Origin of the sequence: Aeromonas sp. 95A (assembly GCF_051919235.1) — a bacterium.
Classification (GTDB): domain Bacteria; phylum Pseudomonadota; class Gammaproteobacteria; order Enterobacterales; family Aeromonadaceae; genus Aeromonas; species Aeromonas veronii.
On sequence record NZ_JBQBFC010000001.1, the window covers coordinates 3852067 to 3867469 of the forward strand.

The following is a 15403-nucleotide window of genomic DNA, read 5'->3' on the forward strand; positions in this document are numbered from 1 at the left end:
TTGAAAATGCGCCTGCCTTTCCTGGCGGGCAGCCTCTATAATAGAGTCGATTAATAATCAGATGGATATCAGCGTATGGCGAGTATATTGGATTCCGTTGATCAACGAACTCAACTGGTGGGTGAAAACCGACTCGAGTTGTTGATGTTTCGTCTCGGCACCCGTCAGATGTTCGCCATCAACGTCTTCAAGGTACGGGAAGTGGTCAAGTTGCCCCATCTGAGCAAGATGCCGGGCTCCCATCACAATATCAGCGGGGTGGCCAATATCCGCGGTACCTCGATCCCGGTGATCAACCTGCGCAGCGCCATCGGCATGCGTCCCATGCCCATCGACAGTGAATCCAACCTCATCATCACCGAGTACAACCGCACCATTCAGGGCTTTCTGGTGGGGCAGGTGGCCAACATCGTCAACATGACCTGGAAGGATATACTGCCGCCGCCACGCTCCGCCGGGCGCGCCAACTACCTCACTGCCATCACCCGCATTCCCGAAGATGGAGTGGATCAGATCGTCGAGATCATCGATGTGGAGAAGGTGCTGGCGGAGATCATCACCTATGACATCCGGATCTCTGAAGAGGTGCTGGATCGGGAGATCCTGCCCGAGATGCATGGCCGCAAAGTGCTGATCGTCGATGACTCCAGCACCGCCCGCAATCTGGTGCGCGAGACCCTGGGCCAGCTTGGGCTTGAGGTGATCGAGTGTCAGGATGGTTTGCAGGCGCTGACCCTGCTCAAGGGGTGGTGCGATGCTGGCAAGAAGGTGACCGACGAGATCCTGCTGATGATCACCGATGCCGAAATGCCGGAGATGGACGGCTACCGCCTGACCCACGAGGTGCGCAGCGATCCGCGCATGTCTGATCTCTTTATCACCCTCAACACCTCCCTGAGCGGCAACTTCAACGAAGCCATGGTCAAGAAGGTGGGGTGTGACCGCTTTATCTCCAAATTCCAGCCCGACTTGCTGGTCGGCGTGGCCCAGGAGCGGCTGCGTCAGGTGCTGGAAAGCTGAGAAACTGCCTGCCGGTTATGCTAAATCAATAACAACACATCCCGCTTCGGCGGGATGTGTTGTTATTGGGTATTGGCGATGGATTGGGTGAATCAAGGTGCCAAGCAGAGATCGTCGACCATTCAAAACATCCGATTTTGGCGGGATATTTTGTTATGGGATATTGGTGATAGACGGCGGGCTTATTGGCTGAGCAGCGGCTCCATAAAGCGGGCGACTTTATCGCGGATTTGGGGCTGGGCCGCCGGGGTGGGATGAATACCATCGTTCATCATAAGTTCAGGGCGCAGCGCAATATCATCCATAAAGAAGGGCAGCAGGGGCAGATCGTTAGCCTGGGCCAACTCGGGAAAGATCTGTTCGAACTGGCGCAGATAGCGGGCACCGTAGTTGCGGGGCAGCTGGATTTGGGTCAACACCACACGGGTCTGCTGCTCCTTGGCGAGCGCGATCATGCTGGCCAGATTCTGGCGGGTAATGGTCGGTGCGAAGCCGCGCAGGCCGTCGTTGCCTCCCAGTTCGATCAGCAGCCAGTCCGGTTTGTGCTCCTTCAGCAGAGCGGGCAGACGGGCCAGCGCCCCTTGTGTCGTTTCACCGCTGATGCTGGCATTGAGCAGGGTGTGTTTTCCCCCTCCTCCTGCCATTTCTGGTTGAGCAGGGCAGGCCAGCTCTGCTCAACCTGCATTTGATAGCCGGCGCTCAGGCTGTCTCCCAGCACCAGCAGGGTCTGGGCCTGAGCCGACGAGAGCAGGCTGCCGAGGCCAACGAACAAGGCAAACAGAATACGCACCATCAATTCAACTCCCGCTATGGATTGTCATCAAGGAATTGGAACAAAGGATACAGAGCATGAGTTCAACCCCCATTATTGTCGTCAAGGGCCTCGGCAAATCGGTTCGCCTCGGCCAGGAAAGCCTCACCATCCTTGAAGGGATCGATTTGCAAGTCAATAGTGGCGAGACGGTGGCTCTGGTCGGTGCCTCCGGCTCCGGCAAGTCCACCCTGCTGGGATTGCTGGCCGGGCTCGATCTGCCGAGTCAGGGAGATATCGAGATCCTCGGCAAATCCCTTGGCGAGCTGGATGAGGAGGGGCGGGCCCGATTGCGCGCCGAGCAGATCGGCTTTGTGTTCCAGTCGTTCCTGCTGCTCCCGACCATGACGGCGCTGGAGAATGTGATGCTGCCCGCCGAGCTGCGCGGCGAGCGTGATTGCGAACCAAGAGCTCGCGAGCTGCTGGCCGCGGTCGGGCTTGGCGAGCGGTTGCACCATCTGCCGCCACGGCTTTCCGGCGGTGAGCAGCAGCGGGTGGCCATCGCCCGCGCCTTTATGACTCGTCCCAGCCTGCTATTGGCAGACGAGCCGACCGGCAACCTCGACAGCAAGACCGGCGAGAAAGTGATCGAGCTGCTGTTTGAACTCAATCGCAAGCATGGCACCACGCTAGTGGTCGTGACTCATGACCATCACTTGGCCGAGCGTTGCCAGCGGCAACTGGTCATGACGGCGGGTCGGCTGGATCGCGAGGTGGCCCATGATGTGGTGTAACGGGGTGAGCTGCGGGTCAAGCGGGAGATGCAAGGGATGATGCAGTGGCGATTGGGATGGCGACTGCTGCGCCGGGAAGGTTTCAGCGGCGAGCTGCGCTGGTTTGTGCTGGCGTTGGCCCTGAGCGTGGCGTGCGTCTTGAGTGTGGCATTGGTGGCGGATCGGCTCGATGCCGGACTCAAGGCGTCGGGCCGCGACTTTATCGGAGCGGATCGGGTGCTGCGCACCGCCGCCGCCCTGCCGGATGGCTGGCTAGCCCGGGCTAAACAGGATGGCTTGGCGGTGCAGACCACCGTCAGCTTCAACAGCATGCTGTTTCACGGCGACGCCCTGCAGCTCGCCTCCATTCGGGCGGTGCCCGATGGTTTTCCCTTCTATGGCAAGCTCACTCTGGAACCTGCCCGTGCCCCGGCTCCCGGCGAGATCTGGCTCTCCGCCCGGGTGATGCAGCTGCTCAAGGCCAAAACGGGGGATGAGCTGGAGGTAGGCAATACGGTGCTCAAGGTGGCAGGCCTGCTTGGCGAGGAGCCGGATCAGGGCTTCAGCCCCTTCCTGCTGGCGCCGCGGGCGCTGATCCACAGTGCCGATATCGAGGCGACCGGTGCCCTGCTCCCCGGCAGCCGCCAGCAGTGGCGCTATCTGTTCAAGGGGCCGAGAGAGTCGCTGGCCCGTTACGAGCAATGGTTGTTGCCGCAATTGCAGGCCGGACAGAAGTGGATCAAACCGGATGACAGCGAATCCCAAGTGGGTCGCTCGCTGGCCAATGCCGAGCGTTTCTTCCGGCTTGCCTCGTTAAGCGGGGTGTTGCTGGGGGCGCTGGCGATGGGGATTGCGGTGCGCCACTTTGCCGAGCGCCAGACCAATATGGTGGCGCTGCTCAAGACGCTGGGGGCATCCCGTCGCTCGCTCTGGCAACTGATGGGAACCCTGCTGCTGTCGCTGACGCTGATCGGTGCGCTGCTGGGTCTGGTAGCGGGCACCGTCATGCAGTGGATCACCTTGCAACTGTTGGGGGACCTGCTGCCGCCGGATCTGCCACCCCCCTCCTGGCGCCCCTTTGCGCTGGGGGTGGCGGTAGCGCTCTTTATCACCCTGCTGCTCGCTTTTGTGCCCTTCTTGCGGCTGCTGAAGGTGCCGCCGCTGCGGGTATTGCGCCGGGAGCTGGAGGCGGGGATTCCCCCCTGGCTGGCTCTGCCGGTCGGCCTGTTCGGGCTGTTTGCGCTGGTCTGGGGCTTTACCGCCGATGTACGGCTGGCGCTGGGTCTGGTGGGGGGCATGGGCTTGCTGATGGGGCTGCTGGCCCTGCTGGCGGCGCTGATGTTGCGGCTGGGGGCAAGAGTGAGCGGGCCTCATGCCTTGCGGCTGGCGCTGGCCCATCTGTCGCGCGAGCGCAACAGCGGCCTGTTCCAGCTGGCGGGCTTTGCGCTGGCATTGATGCTCTTTGGCTTGCTATGGGCGGCCCGGGTCGATCTGCTGGATGAGTTTTCGGCACGTCTTCCCGTCGATGCGCCCAACCGTTTTCTGGTCAATGTGGCCGAGAACGAGCGGGAGGGGATCCTGAGCGAGCTGGCGGCAGCCGGGGCCAACACCTCCGACTTCTACCCCATGGTGCGCGGCAGGCTGACCCATATCGCCGGTGAGGCGGTGGGCGAGGGGGCCAGCAGTGGTCGTGAAGGGGTCGATCGGGAGCTCAACTTCACTACCACGGCAACCCTGCCAATCGACAACAAGCTGGTGGCCGGTAAATGGCTTGCCGGGCCCGGCGAGGTGTCGGTGGATAGCGAGTTAGCCAAGCGACTCGATATCAAGCTGGGGGACATGCTCGCCTTTACCATCGAGGGGCGCAGCTTCGGCGCTAGGGTCACCAGTTTGCGCAGCATCAAGTGGGACAATATGCGTCCCAACTTCTACATGATCTTCTCCGAGGATCTGCTGGCACCCTTCTCCCGTACCTGGCTTGGTAGTTACCGATTGCCCGATGCGGGGCGCACTGCCGAGGTGGAGTTGATCCGCCGTCACCCCACGGTGAGTCTTATCGATGTGGATGACCTGATTGCGCGGCTCACTCAGGTCTCGGAGCAGGTGAGCCGGGCGCTGGCGCTGATGCTGGGGCTGGTGACAGTGGCCGCGCTGCTGGTGCTGCTGACCCAGACCCAGGCCAGCATGGCTCAGCGTCGGCGCGAGCTGCTGCTGATGCGCACCCTGGGTGCCAGCAGCGATCTGCTCAGGAAGATGCTGCGCTGGGAGCTGGTGGCCAGTGGTGCGCTGGCGGGGTTCTGTGCCGCCATGGTGGTGGAGCTCTGCTCTTTTGGCCTGCAGTGGTGGTGGTTCGAGGGGCAGTGGCAGTTCCACTGGGCTATCTGGCTCGGCCTGCCGACACTGGGGGCACTGCTGGTGACGCTGGCGGGGCAGGGGATGCAGCGTCAGCTGCTGGCTGGCACCCTGAGCGATCGGCTGCGAGGGCTGGGTCAGGGGTTGTTGTAATCCCGCCAGCGCGAGCCGATGCACACAAGGTGCAATAGCGCAGCCACCATAAACAAGCAGCCCGGCCATTGGCCGGGCTGCTTGCTATGTGGGGCGCTGACGAGTGGACGCAGCGAGCGGGTGTGAGTTAGCGGGGCTCACGCAGAAGATTTGCGAGGGCGCTCGGCAGCTCGGGATAGCTGAAGTGAAAACCGGCCTGTTGCAGCCGTGCTGGTATCACCTTTTGTCCGGTCAGCAGCAGATCTGCCGCCTCCCCCATCACCAGTTGCAACAGCGGCGCCGGGACGAAGAAGAGGTGTGGACGGTGCAGCGTGGTGGCAAGGGTTTGGCTGAACTCCCGGTTGCTGACCGGATGGGGCGCAGTGCCGTTGAAGATGCCGCTGCACTCTTCGTGATCCAGCAAGAACAGCATGGCGCGCACCAGATCCTGCACATGGATCCAGCTCATCATCTGGCTGCCTGACCCCATGGGGCCGCCGAGTCCGAGTCGGTAGGGAGGGAGCATTTTGGGCAGGGCGCCCCCATCCATGCCAAGCACCAGCCCGATCCGCACGATACAGACCCGGGTTTGGCGGCTCTGGGCCTCCTGCGCCAGGGTCTCCCACTGCTGGCAGAGCTGGTGGGTAAACTCGTCGTTGGGAGAGCGACACTGCTCGTCGAGGGTTTCGGTGCCCTGTCTGCCATACCAGCCGATGGCGGAGGCGTTGATCAGCACCTTAGGCGGCGTGCTGGATAGCTTGATGAGATCCACCAGCTGCTCGGTCAACAGCCAGCGGCTATCGCAGAGCAGCTGTTTGCGCGACTCGCTCCAGCGTCCGGCGGCGATGGGTTCACCGGCCAGATTGATCACCGCGTCCACGTCATTGAGGTCATCGAGCCGGTCGAGGTTATCCAATACCTTGATATCGTGACCGAGCAGGGAGTAAGCGCGGCTCCCCTGCCTGCTCAATACCACGACCTCGTGATTGACCTTGAGATGGGCAACCAGCTTGCGGCCGATAAAGCCGGTCCCTCCGGTAATAAGAATCTTCATCGCTGCATGCTCCTGCTGCCGTTTGCTCAACTTTAATGGTGTGGCTTCCCTTCAACAAGTGAGACGTGCTTCGGGAGTTTTCTGTTTGACGTTTGTTAACTCTATCCTCTTCATACGACATATTGTTGAACAATAGTTTGAATTGATTGATTTTTGTTGGGTGGACATTTGTTGATCAATCGCTATTATGGCGACCCTTTTCGCCTGTCCAAAGAGGCTGTCACCCATCATCCGAGCATCAAAGAGGCCGCCATGCCATTTCGTCGTTTGAAACTTCGCCAGCTTTACTCGAGGATTCTGGTGGCGCTGCTGATGGGGGGCGGGATCCTGCTGCTGGGGGTTGTTGCCGTTATCTGGCAGACGGTGACGGAGATAGAGCGTGATGCCGATTCACGGTTGCAGCATGCCCGGATGATGTTTGATCGCACCATCGGCCATGCCCGGCAAGCGGCCATCAATGTGGAGGGGATGCTTGGTCACTCCTGCAAGGAGGCGGCACAGCTGCTGCGCGAACAGGTGGCCACGGTGCCTTATGTCCGTTCCGCCAATCTGGCTGTCGGCAGTCACATCTACTGCACTTCGCTCTATGGTGACTACGATGGCCCCTTCAATCCCGACCGCTATGTGGATGGCAGGTTGCAACTGCTGCCTGGCAATGAGGTCACACCGGATCGCCCGTTGATCGTGCTGCGTCATGAAACTGACAAGGGGTGTGTGTTGATCGGTGTAGATGGCTACTACCTGCGCAATACCCTGGAGATCTCCAGCAAGAACTCCCCGATGGCTCTGGTGGTGGGGAAGAGGGCTCTGTTTGGCTCAGGTCAGGTCGGGGCGGCGCCCTCTCCGGCAGAAGAGGGTTATATTGCCCTCGCTTCGGCCGATTTCCCCTATCAGGTCGTCACCCGGGTCACGGTGCATGACTACTGGAGCCACGCATGGCGCTACTCCAGATATACCTTGTTCCTCTCTCCGTTGCTGGCGCTGCTGATTGGATTCGGCACCTTCAGGCTGATGGGGCGTAGCAGCTCACCAGCGGAGGAGCTCAAGCGGGCGTTGATCGAGGAGGAGTTTATCCCCTACCTGCAGCCGGTGGTCTCTGGCGATGACGAGCAGTGGCGTGGCTGTGAGGTGCTGATGCGCTGGCAGCATCCCAAGCAGGGGATGATCTCGCCGGATCGCTTTATTCCGCTGGCGGAAGATAGCGGGCTGATCGTGCCCATGACCAGCCTGTTGATGGCCCAGGTGCGCGACCACTTCTCCCCTTATGCCCGCAAGCTGCCGGCAAAGTTTCATTTTTGCTTCAATATCAGCGCCAAACACTTTCAGGATCTCGACCTGTTGGCTGACTGCAAGGCGTTTCTCGACGCCTTCAAGGAGAATCCTGTTGATTTGGGGTTGGAGCTGACGGAGCGGGAGTTGCTGGTGGCCGATGAGACAACGGCTCAGATGTTTGCCGAATTACGCAAACTGGGCGTGTTGATCTCTATCGATGATTTTGGCACCGGTCACTCCAGTCTCACCTATCTGCAACAGTTTCAGGTCGATGCACTCAAGATTGACCGGAGCTTTGTGGAGATGATCGGTACGGATGCACTCTCCAGCCATATCGTCGAGAACGTGATTGATCTGGCGAAACGGCTTGAATTGATCCTGATCGCGGAGGGGGTCGAGAAGCAGTCGCAGGCGGACTACCTGCGGGCGCGCCACGTTGACTATCTGCAAGGGTATCGTTACAGCCGCCCCATCCCGATGAAGCAGTTTTGCAAGACCTTGTTTGGCCGAACGGTTGAATGGGGAGCATAAAAAAACCAGCGATCACTCGCTGGTTTTTTGTTAATACGGTTTGGCTTGGGCGATCAGAGCATGCGCTGGAGGGCGCGGGCCAAGCGTTTGACCCCCTCTTCAATGGTCGCTTCATCGACGCAGGAGAAGCTCAGGCGCAGGGTGTTCTTGATCTCGGGGCGCACGTAGAAGGGGGCGCCGGGTACGAAAGCCACCTTCTCCTTGATCGCCTCGTCAAACAGCGCCATGGCACTGATGTGGGCTGGCAGGGTCAGCCAGAGGAACATACCCCCTTCCGGTCGGGTGTAGCTGACGCCGGGCGGGCAGTGACGGGCCAGCGCGGCTTCCATGGCGGCGCGCTGGCGGCCATAGACCTCCTTGATCTTCTCCAAGTGAGCGTCGAGGGAGTTGTCGGTCAGGAAGCGGTGCAGCACCTGCTGGCTGAAGGCGTTGCTGTGCAGATCGGTCGCCTGCTTGGCGATGGTCACCTTCTTGCGCAGCCACTCCGGCATCACCATCCAGCCCAGACGGAAGGCAGGCACCACGGTTTTGGAAAACGAGCCGAGCAGCACGGTATTGTTTGGCGCCAGCTTGGCAATGGGGGGCAGATGCTCGCCCTCGAAGCGCAGCTCGCCGTAGGGATCATCTTCCACCATCAACAGCTCGTGGCGCACCAGTCGCTCGGCCACTGCCTCGCGGTTGGCACGGCTGTAGGAGACACCGCTCGGGTTCTGGAAGTTGGGCACGCCGTAGAGCAGCTTGGCATTGGATCCGCTTGCCAGCAGCGCATCCAGCGCCGCCAGATCCAGTCCCTCTTCTTCAAGGGTGATCGGCTTGAAGGTGGGCTGGTAGACAGAAAAAGCCTGAATGGCGCCAAGGTAACCCGGCTCTTCGATGATGAGATCCTGACCCTCGTCGATCAGCACCTTGCCCAGCAGATCCAGCGCCTGCTGGGAGCCGCTGGTGATCAGGATGTTGTCCGGATTGATCTGCATGCCGTGGCGGGCCAGATAGCGGTCGGCAATATATTGGCGCAGCGGGGCGAAGCCTTCGGTCGCCGCATATTGCAGGGCGGCAGCCCCCTGTTCGCGCAGCACATCCTGACAGGCCTGATCGATCGCCTTGACCGGAAACAGGTGGGGATTGGGCAGGCCACCGGCGAAGGAGATGATCTCCGGATTGGCGGCAACTTTGAGGATTTCACGGATAAAGGAAGGTTCAACCTTCTCGAAGCGCTGGGCAAAAAACGGCTGCATAGACAATTCTCTCGGCATGTGGGCGGTCGCTCCATTCGACCGCCAGGTTATCCGTTTGTATCAGATTTCAGAAATGAGGCAATGATTGTCACAAAAATCGCCAAAAAAGGGCTGGAACGACTCTGCTGCGGATTATATTGGACGGTTAGTCGGTATGGTGATGCCAGTGAGGGGGCAGGGAAGTGGATGGCCGGAATATTTGTTGCGCGAAACACTTGCGCCTTGGGCCTATCTTGGGATAATTCGCTCCCCTGTTTTCGCGGGTCGATGAAATGCCGAGCCGCGAGCGGTCCCGCTCGGGATCGGACACAAGATGTATTACCCGGATTGATGAAATAACGAGACACATTATGCCTGTGACCCAAGATGTATTTAACGAAGACGGCAAATTCATGCGCAAGATCCGCAGCTTTGTCCGTCGCGAAGGCCGCCTGACCAAAGGGCAGGAGAAGGCCCTGGAAGAGCTCTGGCCGGTCATGGGCATCGATTTCGAGCCAAAGCAGCTCGATCTGGTCGCACTGTTTGGCCGCGAGGCACCTGTGGTGCTGGAGATCGGCTTTGGCATGGGCGCCTCTCTGGTTGAGATGGCCAAGAATGCCCCCGAGAAGAACTTCATCGGCATCGAAGTGCACTCCCCGGGCGTGGGCGCCTGTCTGGGTACCGCTCAGGAAGCGGGCGTCACCAATCTGAAAGTGATCTGCCACGATGCGGTCGAGGTGCTGGAGCACATGATCCCGAATGGTTCACTCTCCTGCCTGCAGCTCTTCTTCCCGGATCCCTGGCACAAGAGCCGTCACCACAAGCGCCGCATCGTACAGCCTGCGTTTGCCCAGGATATTCGCCAGAAGCTGGCCATCGGTGGCGTGTTCCACATGGCGACCGACTGGGAAAACTATGCCGAGCACATGCTGGAAGTGATGAGCGCCGCCGAGGGTTACGAGAATACCTCTGCCACCGGCAACTGGGTGCCTCGTCCGGACTGGCGTCCGCTGACCAAATTTGAACAACGTGGCCACCGTCTCGGCCACGGGGTTTGGGATCTGATTTTCAAGCGTGTCAGCTAAGCTGGCACGTCAACACACCTAGCGTATCAACTAACTTGAGGAGCTATCATGGCCAATCGTAGCCGCCGCCTGCGCAAGAAACTGCGCGTCGATGAATTCCAGGAAATGGGTTTCGACATCAGTTTCAACTTCCCGGTCGGCACTGCCGAAGAGACCATCGATGCGGTAGTCGATGCGATGATCGATGAGGTTGTTGAACCCCGTAAACTGGCTTTTGCCGGCTCCGGTCACCTGGCCTGGGAAGGGATGATCTGCACCCAGCAACTGGGCAAGTGTACCGAAGAAGACCGCGCTGCCGTCAAATCCTGGCTGGAAGGCAAGGGGATGGAAGCCGTGGTCGTTACCGAGCTGTTCGACCTCTGGTACGGTGAACCGGCCTGATACAAGGCTGCCGCATCTGGCGCCTTGTTGTGGGTAACTGAAAAATCCCGCCGCTGGCGGGATTTTTGTCAGTGGGGATGGGATCTCCACCGCTGTTTTAGTCATGGAATCGCTTATTGCTTATGGTGTTGTCATCCGAATTACTGGCCAGCATCCTTGAAGAGGTGCGCCCGTTGCTGGGACAAGGCAAGGTGGCCGACTACATTCCGGCACTGGCTCAGGTACCGGCCGATCGGCTTGGTATCGCAGTCTGTACCGTCGATGGGGAGCTGTTCACCGCTGGTGACGCTTTTGAACCCTTCTCCATCCAGAGTATCTCCAAGGCCCTGAGCCTGACCCTGGCACTCACCCTCTATCAGGAGGAGGAGATCTGGGCCCGGGTTGGCAAGGAGCCCTCCGGCCAGCCCTTCAACTCGCTGGTGCAGCTCGAGTTCGAGCAGGGGATCCCCCGCAACCCCTTTATCAATGCCGGGGCGCTGGTGGTGAGCGATCTGCTGGAGACCCGCCTTACTGCACCGCGTCAACGTACCCTTGAGCTGGTGCGCCGCCTTTCCGGTAATCCGGCCATCATGGCGGATCAGGTGGTCGCCCGTTCCGAATATCAGCACTCTGCCCGCAACGCCGCCATCGCCTATCTGATGAAGGCCTACGGCAACTTCGAAAACGAAGTGGACAAGGTGCTGCAAAGCTACTTCAATGCCTGTGCCATTCGCATGAGCTGCGTCGATCTGGCGCGGGCATTCATCTATCTGGCCAACCGTGGTGTGCCACTGGGTGAGAGCGTGCCGCTGCTGCCCGCCCGCACCACCAAACAGGTCAACGCCCTGCTCGCCACCTGCGGTCTCTATGATGAGGCGGGCGATTTTGCCTATCGTGTCGGCATGCCGGGCAAATCGGGTGTCGGCGGCGGTATCATCGCCCTGATCCCGGGCGAGCTCTGCGTCTGTGTCTGGTCGCCCGAGCTCAACAAAGCCGGCAACTCGCTGGCGGGCACGGCGGCGCTGGAGCTGCTGGCCGAGCGGCTGGGTCGCTCCATTTTTTAACCTTGTTCACTATGAATCGAGAAATCACCATGAAACGACATCTTCGCTTCCTGCAGGCCGCGCTGGCGACCTTACTGCTCTGGTGTGCCCTGCCCGCCGTGGCAGGGGAGTTGCCACCGCTCTCGCTGGCCGATGCCAAGGCCAAACAGGCTGTCATCCTGGATACCCGCGCCAGCTACTTCTATCAGGGGTGGCCGATGGAAGGGGAGAAGCAGGGCGGCCATGTGGCGGGCGCCGAGAACCTCTCTGCCGAGTGGAAATACAGCGATGAAGAGTGGCCAAATGCGCTCGAGATCAAGGGGCTGAAGGCCGATCGTCCGGTTGCCCTCTACGGTGCGTCCCGCGAAGTGGCCGAGGTGGCCCGTTTGCTGCGCAAGCAGGGGATCAAGCAGCTGTTCGAGCTGCAAGGGTGGCAAGCTGCACCGCGCGAGTCGCTGGCACGCTGGCAGCAGCTGGTCTATCCGCGCTGGTTGGCGGACCTGCAAGAGGGCAAGCCGGTTGCCGCGGCGCCCAAGGGGGACTGGAAGCTGTTTGAAGTGGATTGGGGTTCACCCAAGGCCTACCTCATCAGCCACATCCCGGGGGCCGGTTATATCGATACCAACAGCCTCGAAGAGGAGCCGCTGTGGAACAAGGTCTCTGACGAAGCGCTCAAGAAGCTGCTGCTGGATAACGGCATCCGTCACGACACCACCGTTATCCTCTATGGTCGCAACACCATGGCGGCTGCCCGTGCCGCGCACCTGATGATGTATGCGGGGGTGGAAGATGTACGCCTGTTGGACGGTGGTCTGGATGCCTGGTTTATCCAGCACCTGCGCACCGAAACCGGTCTGCCCAACAAATATGAGCCGGTGAAGGAGTTTGGCGTGGCCATTCCCGCTCACCCCGAGTACTACACCACGCTAAGTCAGGCGAAAGAGCTGCTCAAGCAGCCCGATAGCGCACTGGTCAGCGTGCGCACCTGGGACGAGTTTGTCGGCAACACCTCAGGTTACAGCTATATCAAGCCGAAGGGCGATATCCCGGGAGCCAAGTGGGGTCACGGCGGCGTCGATGCCAACAGCATGAGTGATTTCCACAACCCTGACGGCACCATGAAGCCGGCCCGCGAGATCCTCGCCATGTGGGACCAGTGGAACATCGAGCCGACCCAGCAGGCGGCGTTCTACTGCGGTACCGGCTGGCGGGCCTCCGAGGCCTTCTTCTACGCTTGGCTGATGGACTGGAAACAGATCAGCGTCTACGACGGCGGTTGGTACGAGTGGAGTTCCGATCCCAAGAACCCGACCGTGACCGGTGAGCGTCAGCCTGCCAAGTCATGATTGCGTTCTTGCGCTGAAAAGAAGAGGCCGGACAGAGATGTCCGGCCTTTTTCATTGCGCTCACCACCCGGCCAGATAGCGAGGCTAAGTCGCTGATTATTGACGGCGATCCCGCTTTGCTCATCTCGTCATCCCGTGCCGTGCGATTGAACTAGGCTTCAAGAAACATCCTCGTTGTGAGGATGATCGCAGAAGAGGCCGCAATGAAAAAACTGATGATGATCCTGGTGTGTGCCCTGGGGCTGGTGGCATGCAGCTCCCAATACATCATGAGCACCAAGGATGGCAAGATGATCACCACAGAGAGCAAACCCAAGCTGGATGAGAGTACCGGCATGTATCGCTATTACGATCATGAAGGGCGCGAGGTAATGATCAAGAAAGATGACGTGACCCAAATCATGGAGCGCTAAGCGCTCTCTTGCCGCAAGGGCCGCTATCTGCGGCTCTTCTCTTTTTGCCGAAAAGTCGTGCTGTTTTCTCTGTTGATCCCCGCACATTCGCAGCAAATTCAGCCGTGATACAGCTTCCGTTATGGTTTAACCCTTATCATCACACTCCATTTTTTATTGGAGGTGTTATGTCCTTGATGTCTATCTGGAATTCCCGTTTTTCTGCACGCAGCTTGCTGGGGGGTGCCTTGCTGGTGGTGGCGTCAGCCAGCCATGCCGGTGACGATCAGTTCACGCTGGGGCGGACTATTTTGCTGGGAGCCGGTGATCATGGTGCGACAATACCTTTGGTGGTTTGCCGTCAGACCAAATATATCAAGGTGAAGGCGGAGCGTGATTTGACCCTGGATCGGGTGGTGGTGACCTATGGTGGTGATCGTACCAAGACCATTCGTTTCGATCGGGAAATGAGCAGTGATAAAGAGACCGAGTGGAAATCACTGGGCTCGCGCCGTTGTGTGAAAAAAATCGAAGTGTACGGTAATTCAGAGCGCAGCAAAGCGGGCGTAAAAGTATTCGGCCGCAAATAATTGATGCAGTTTTTCTGCGCAAACAGATGAGTTAAAAATAATGGCGAGCCGTGGCTCGCCATTATTTTTTATGGTCGGGTTCGCTATTTTTTCGGCCGAAACGGCTTGATGACAGTTTCATCGCACTCAAGATACGGCCCTTCCATCAAATCGATACAGTAGGGGATGGCGGGGAAGACTGCATCCAGACATTCGCGGATTGATTTGGGCTTGCCCGGCAGATTGACGATCAGGGTATCGTCGCGCAGCCCGGCAGTCTGGCGCGATAGAATGGCAGTCGGCACAAATTTGAGGGATTCGGCCCGCATCAGCTCGCCAAAGCCCGGCATCATGCGATCACACACCGCCTCGGTCGCTTCCGGCGTGACATCCCGCTTGGCCGGACCGGTGCCGCCTGTGGTGACGATGAGACAGCACTGCTCCTCATCCGCCAGCCGGATCAGGGTCGCTTCAATCTGATCCTGCTCATCGGGGATCACCTGATAGACAGGTTCCCACTCCGAGGTCAGATAGGCGTTCAGGGTGTCGATGATGGCCTTGCCGGAGAGGTCTTCATAGATGCCCGCGCTGGCACGATCGCTGACGGTGACGATACCGATTTTTGCCTTGCTCATGGTCTGCTCTTGAATGTCCGATAAAAGTGGCAATTAAAATAACATAATCAGTGAGATATGTTAAATCGTCAGGAGATGACGCGGGTCGGTGAGGGAAGAATAAAGTGTCGAATGAAGCAAAATAAGGCCACCCGGATTTTTATTTGCAATAAAAAACAGAAAATCACAACCTAAAATGTATAAGTGTTTTATCTCGCCTGAATTAAAAACAATCGCTTGTTTCCAAACACAATTAAAATAAATAGACACCCTCGTAGTGACCATTGTCCGGTTTAGTCGCCAGTGGATGGATTGAACCCTTTTTAGCCGCGTCGTATATAAAGATTTATATGGCTGGGACGTGATGGTGTGGTACCGCAGTGTGTTGCCAGCAATAGTCGCCAAGGAGGGCATATGGAGTTGCCTGATTTTGACACCCTGAAGGAGTTGGCTGCGAGTGAGCCCTCCCGGCTGGATGCGATTCTGGAGCAGCAGATCGACCAGTTGATGGCCCGTGCGAGCCCCGATCAGCAGCGCCGTCTGCGCGGGTTGCAGTTCAAGATTGATGGTCAGCGCCGGCTGGCGAAAAACAATCTTGATAGCTGTATCCGGATTACCAACATGATGCGGGAATCTTTTTATTTGATGCGCAGCGAAATGAGCCAGTTCAGGGAAGAGGGGGACCCTCCGTCTGAAAGCGATGGCAGTGGTAAAATAATCCATCTGGCGGACTATCGACGTCGCAAATAATCTACAACAACCCCCTTGGTTGATATTTCAGCCAAATCGGTGAGGCCATGATAAAGGGAATTGCTGGCGACCTGATTGTTATGGTTTTTAATGTTAGTCGTAATGTATTTGTGATGTAATTTCTTTTCTCCTTCTTGTAATAACT

At 58.8% G+C, this 15403-nt stretch carries 14 protein-coding genes and 1 pseudogene; 11 read left to right on the top strand and 4 right to left on the bottom strand.

The features are described 5' to 3' along the window. The first annotated feature begins 75 nt into the window (after positions 1-75). Positions 76-1020 (top strand): chemotaxis protein CheV, encoded by a 945-nt coding sequence (locus ACTG2U_RS17625; RefSeq protein WP_005335238.1) that lies wholly within the window; start codon positions 76-78, stop codon positions 1018-1020. Between the two features lie 182 nt (positions 1021-1202). Here the strand turns inward: ACTG2U_RS17625 and ACTG2U_RS17630 are convergent. Beyond that, positions 1203-1813 (bottom strand): annotated as a pseudogene (locus ACTG2U_RS17630) (arylesterase). A gap of 56 nt (positions 1814-1869) precedes the next feature. On the opposite strand from ACTG2U_RS17630, the gene ACTG2U_RS17635 reads away from it, so the two are divergent. Next, entirely contained in the window at positions 1870-2565 is a 696-nt protein-coding gene (locus tag ACTG2U_RS17635; RefSeq protein WP_439974862.1) for an ABC transporter ATP-binding protein, read from the top strand. A gap of 36 nt (positions 2566-2601) precedes the next feature. Continuing rightward, a complete protein-coding gene (locus ACTG2U_RS17640) occupies positions 2602-5049 on the top strand; it encodes an ABC transporter permease (protein ID WP_182963828.1) in 2448 nt (815 codons plus the stop codon). A gap of 127 nt (positions 5050-5176) precedes the next feature. On the opposite strand, the gene ACTG2U_RS17645 is transcribed toward ACTG2U_RS17640, so the two are convergent. Next, the gene (locus tag ACTG2U_RS17645; RefSeq protein ID WP_139439928.1) at positions 5177-6082 is read right to left on the bottom strand and encodes a TIGR01777 family oxidoreductase; all 906 of its coding nucleotides are present in this window, start codon (positions 6080-6082) and stop codon (positions 5177-5179) included. A gap of 252 nt (positions 6083-6334) precedes the next feature. Between ACTG2U_RS17645 and ACTG2U_RS17650 the strand changes: the two genes are divergently transcribed. After that, on the top strand, positions 6335-7885 hold the full coding sequence (locus ACTG2U_RS17650; protein WP_439974863.1) for an EAL domain-containing protein: 1551 nt from the start codon (positions 6335-6337) through the stop codon (positions 7883-7885). Positions 7886-7938: 53 nt separating this feature from the next. On the opposite strand, the gene ACTG2U_RS17655 is transcribed toward ACTG2U_RS17650, so the two are convergent. Further along, on the bottom strand, positions 7939-9120 hold the full coding sequence (locus tag ACTG2U_RS17655; RefSeq protein ID WP_182963355.1) for an aminotransferase-like domain-containing protein: 1182 nt from the start codon (positions 9118-9120) through the stop codon (positions 7939-7941). A 350-nt stretch (positions 9121-9470) separates the two neighbouring features. Here ACTG2U_RS17655 and trmB point away from each other — a divergent pair, with 350 nt between their 5' ends. The 6 genes from trmB (at position 9471) to ACTG2U_RS17685 (ending at position 13915) form a co-directional block, all read left to right on the top strand. Next, positions 9471-10184: a tRNA (guanosine(46)-N7)-methyltransferase TrmB gene (gene trmB / locus ACTG2U_RS17660; RefSeq protein WP_005335228.1), complete on the top strand. Its 714-nt coding sequence runs from the start codon at positions 9471-9473 to the stop codon at positions 10182-10184. Positions 10185-10232: 48 nt separating this feature from the next. Then, positions 10233-10565, top strand: coding sequence for a YggL family protein (locus ACTG2U_RS17665; RefSeq protein ID WP_005348158.1), 333 nt, complete (start codon positions 10233-10235; stop codon positions 10563-10565). Positions 10566-10687: 122 nt separating this feature from the next. Next, positions 10688-11608, top strand: coding sequence for a glutaminase B (glsB, locus tag ACTG2U_RS17670; protein ID WP_040066779.1), 921 nt, complete (start codon positions 10688-10690; stop codon positions 11606-11608). 29 nt (positions 11609-11637) lie between these two features. Next, a complete protein-coding gene (locus ACTG2U_RS17675; protein WP_439974864.1) occupies positions 11638-12933 on the top strand; it encodes a sulfurtransferase in 1296 nt (431 codons plus the stop codon). Between the two features lie 203 nt (positions 12934-13136). Further along, positions 13137-13346 carry a YgdI/YgdR family lipoprotein gene (locus ACTG2U_RS17680; RefSeq protein ID WP_005335219.1) on the top strand — a complete coding sequence of 70 codons (210 nt, stop codon included), beginning with the start codon at positions 13137-13139 and terminating at the stop codon, positions 13344-13346. A gap of 167 nt (positions 13347-13513) precedes the next feature. Then, entirely contained in the window at positions 13514-13915 is a 402-nt protein-coding gene (locus ACTG2U_RS17685; RefSeq protein ID WP_005335217.1) for a DUF2541 family protein, read from the top strand. Positions 13916-13998: 83 nt separating this feature from the next. On the opposite strand, the gene mog is transcribed toward ACTG2U_RS17685, so the two are convergent. Beyond that, complete coding sequence (gene mog, locus ACTG2U_RS17690; protein WP_005354170.1) at positions 13999-14529, bottom strand: molybdopterin adenylyltransferase; 531 nt, start codon at positions 14527-14529, stop codon at positions 13999-14001. Positions 14530-14922: 393 nt separating this feature from the next. Between mog and ACTG2U_RS17695 the strand changes: the two genes are divergently transcribed. Then, the gene (locus ACTG2U_RS17695; protein ID WP_231720113.1) at positions 14923-15258 is read left to right on the top strand and encodes a DUF3135 domain-containing protein; all 336 of its coding nucleotides are present in this window, start codon (positions 14923-14925) and stop codon (positions 15256-15258) included. The last annotated feature ends 145 nt before the right edge of the window (positions 15259-15403 follow it).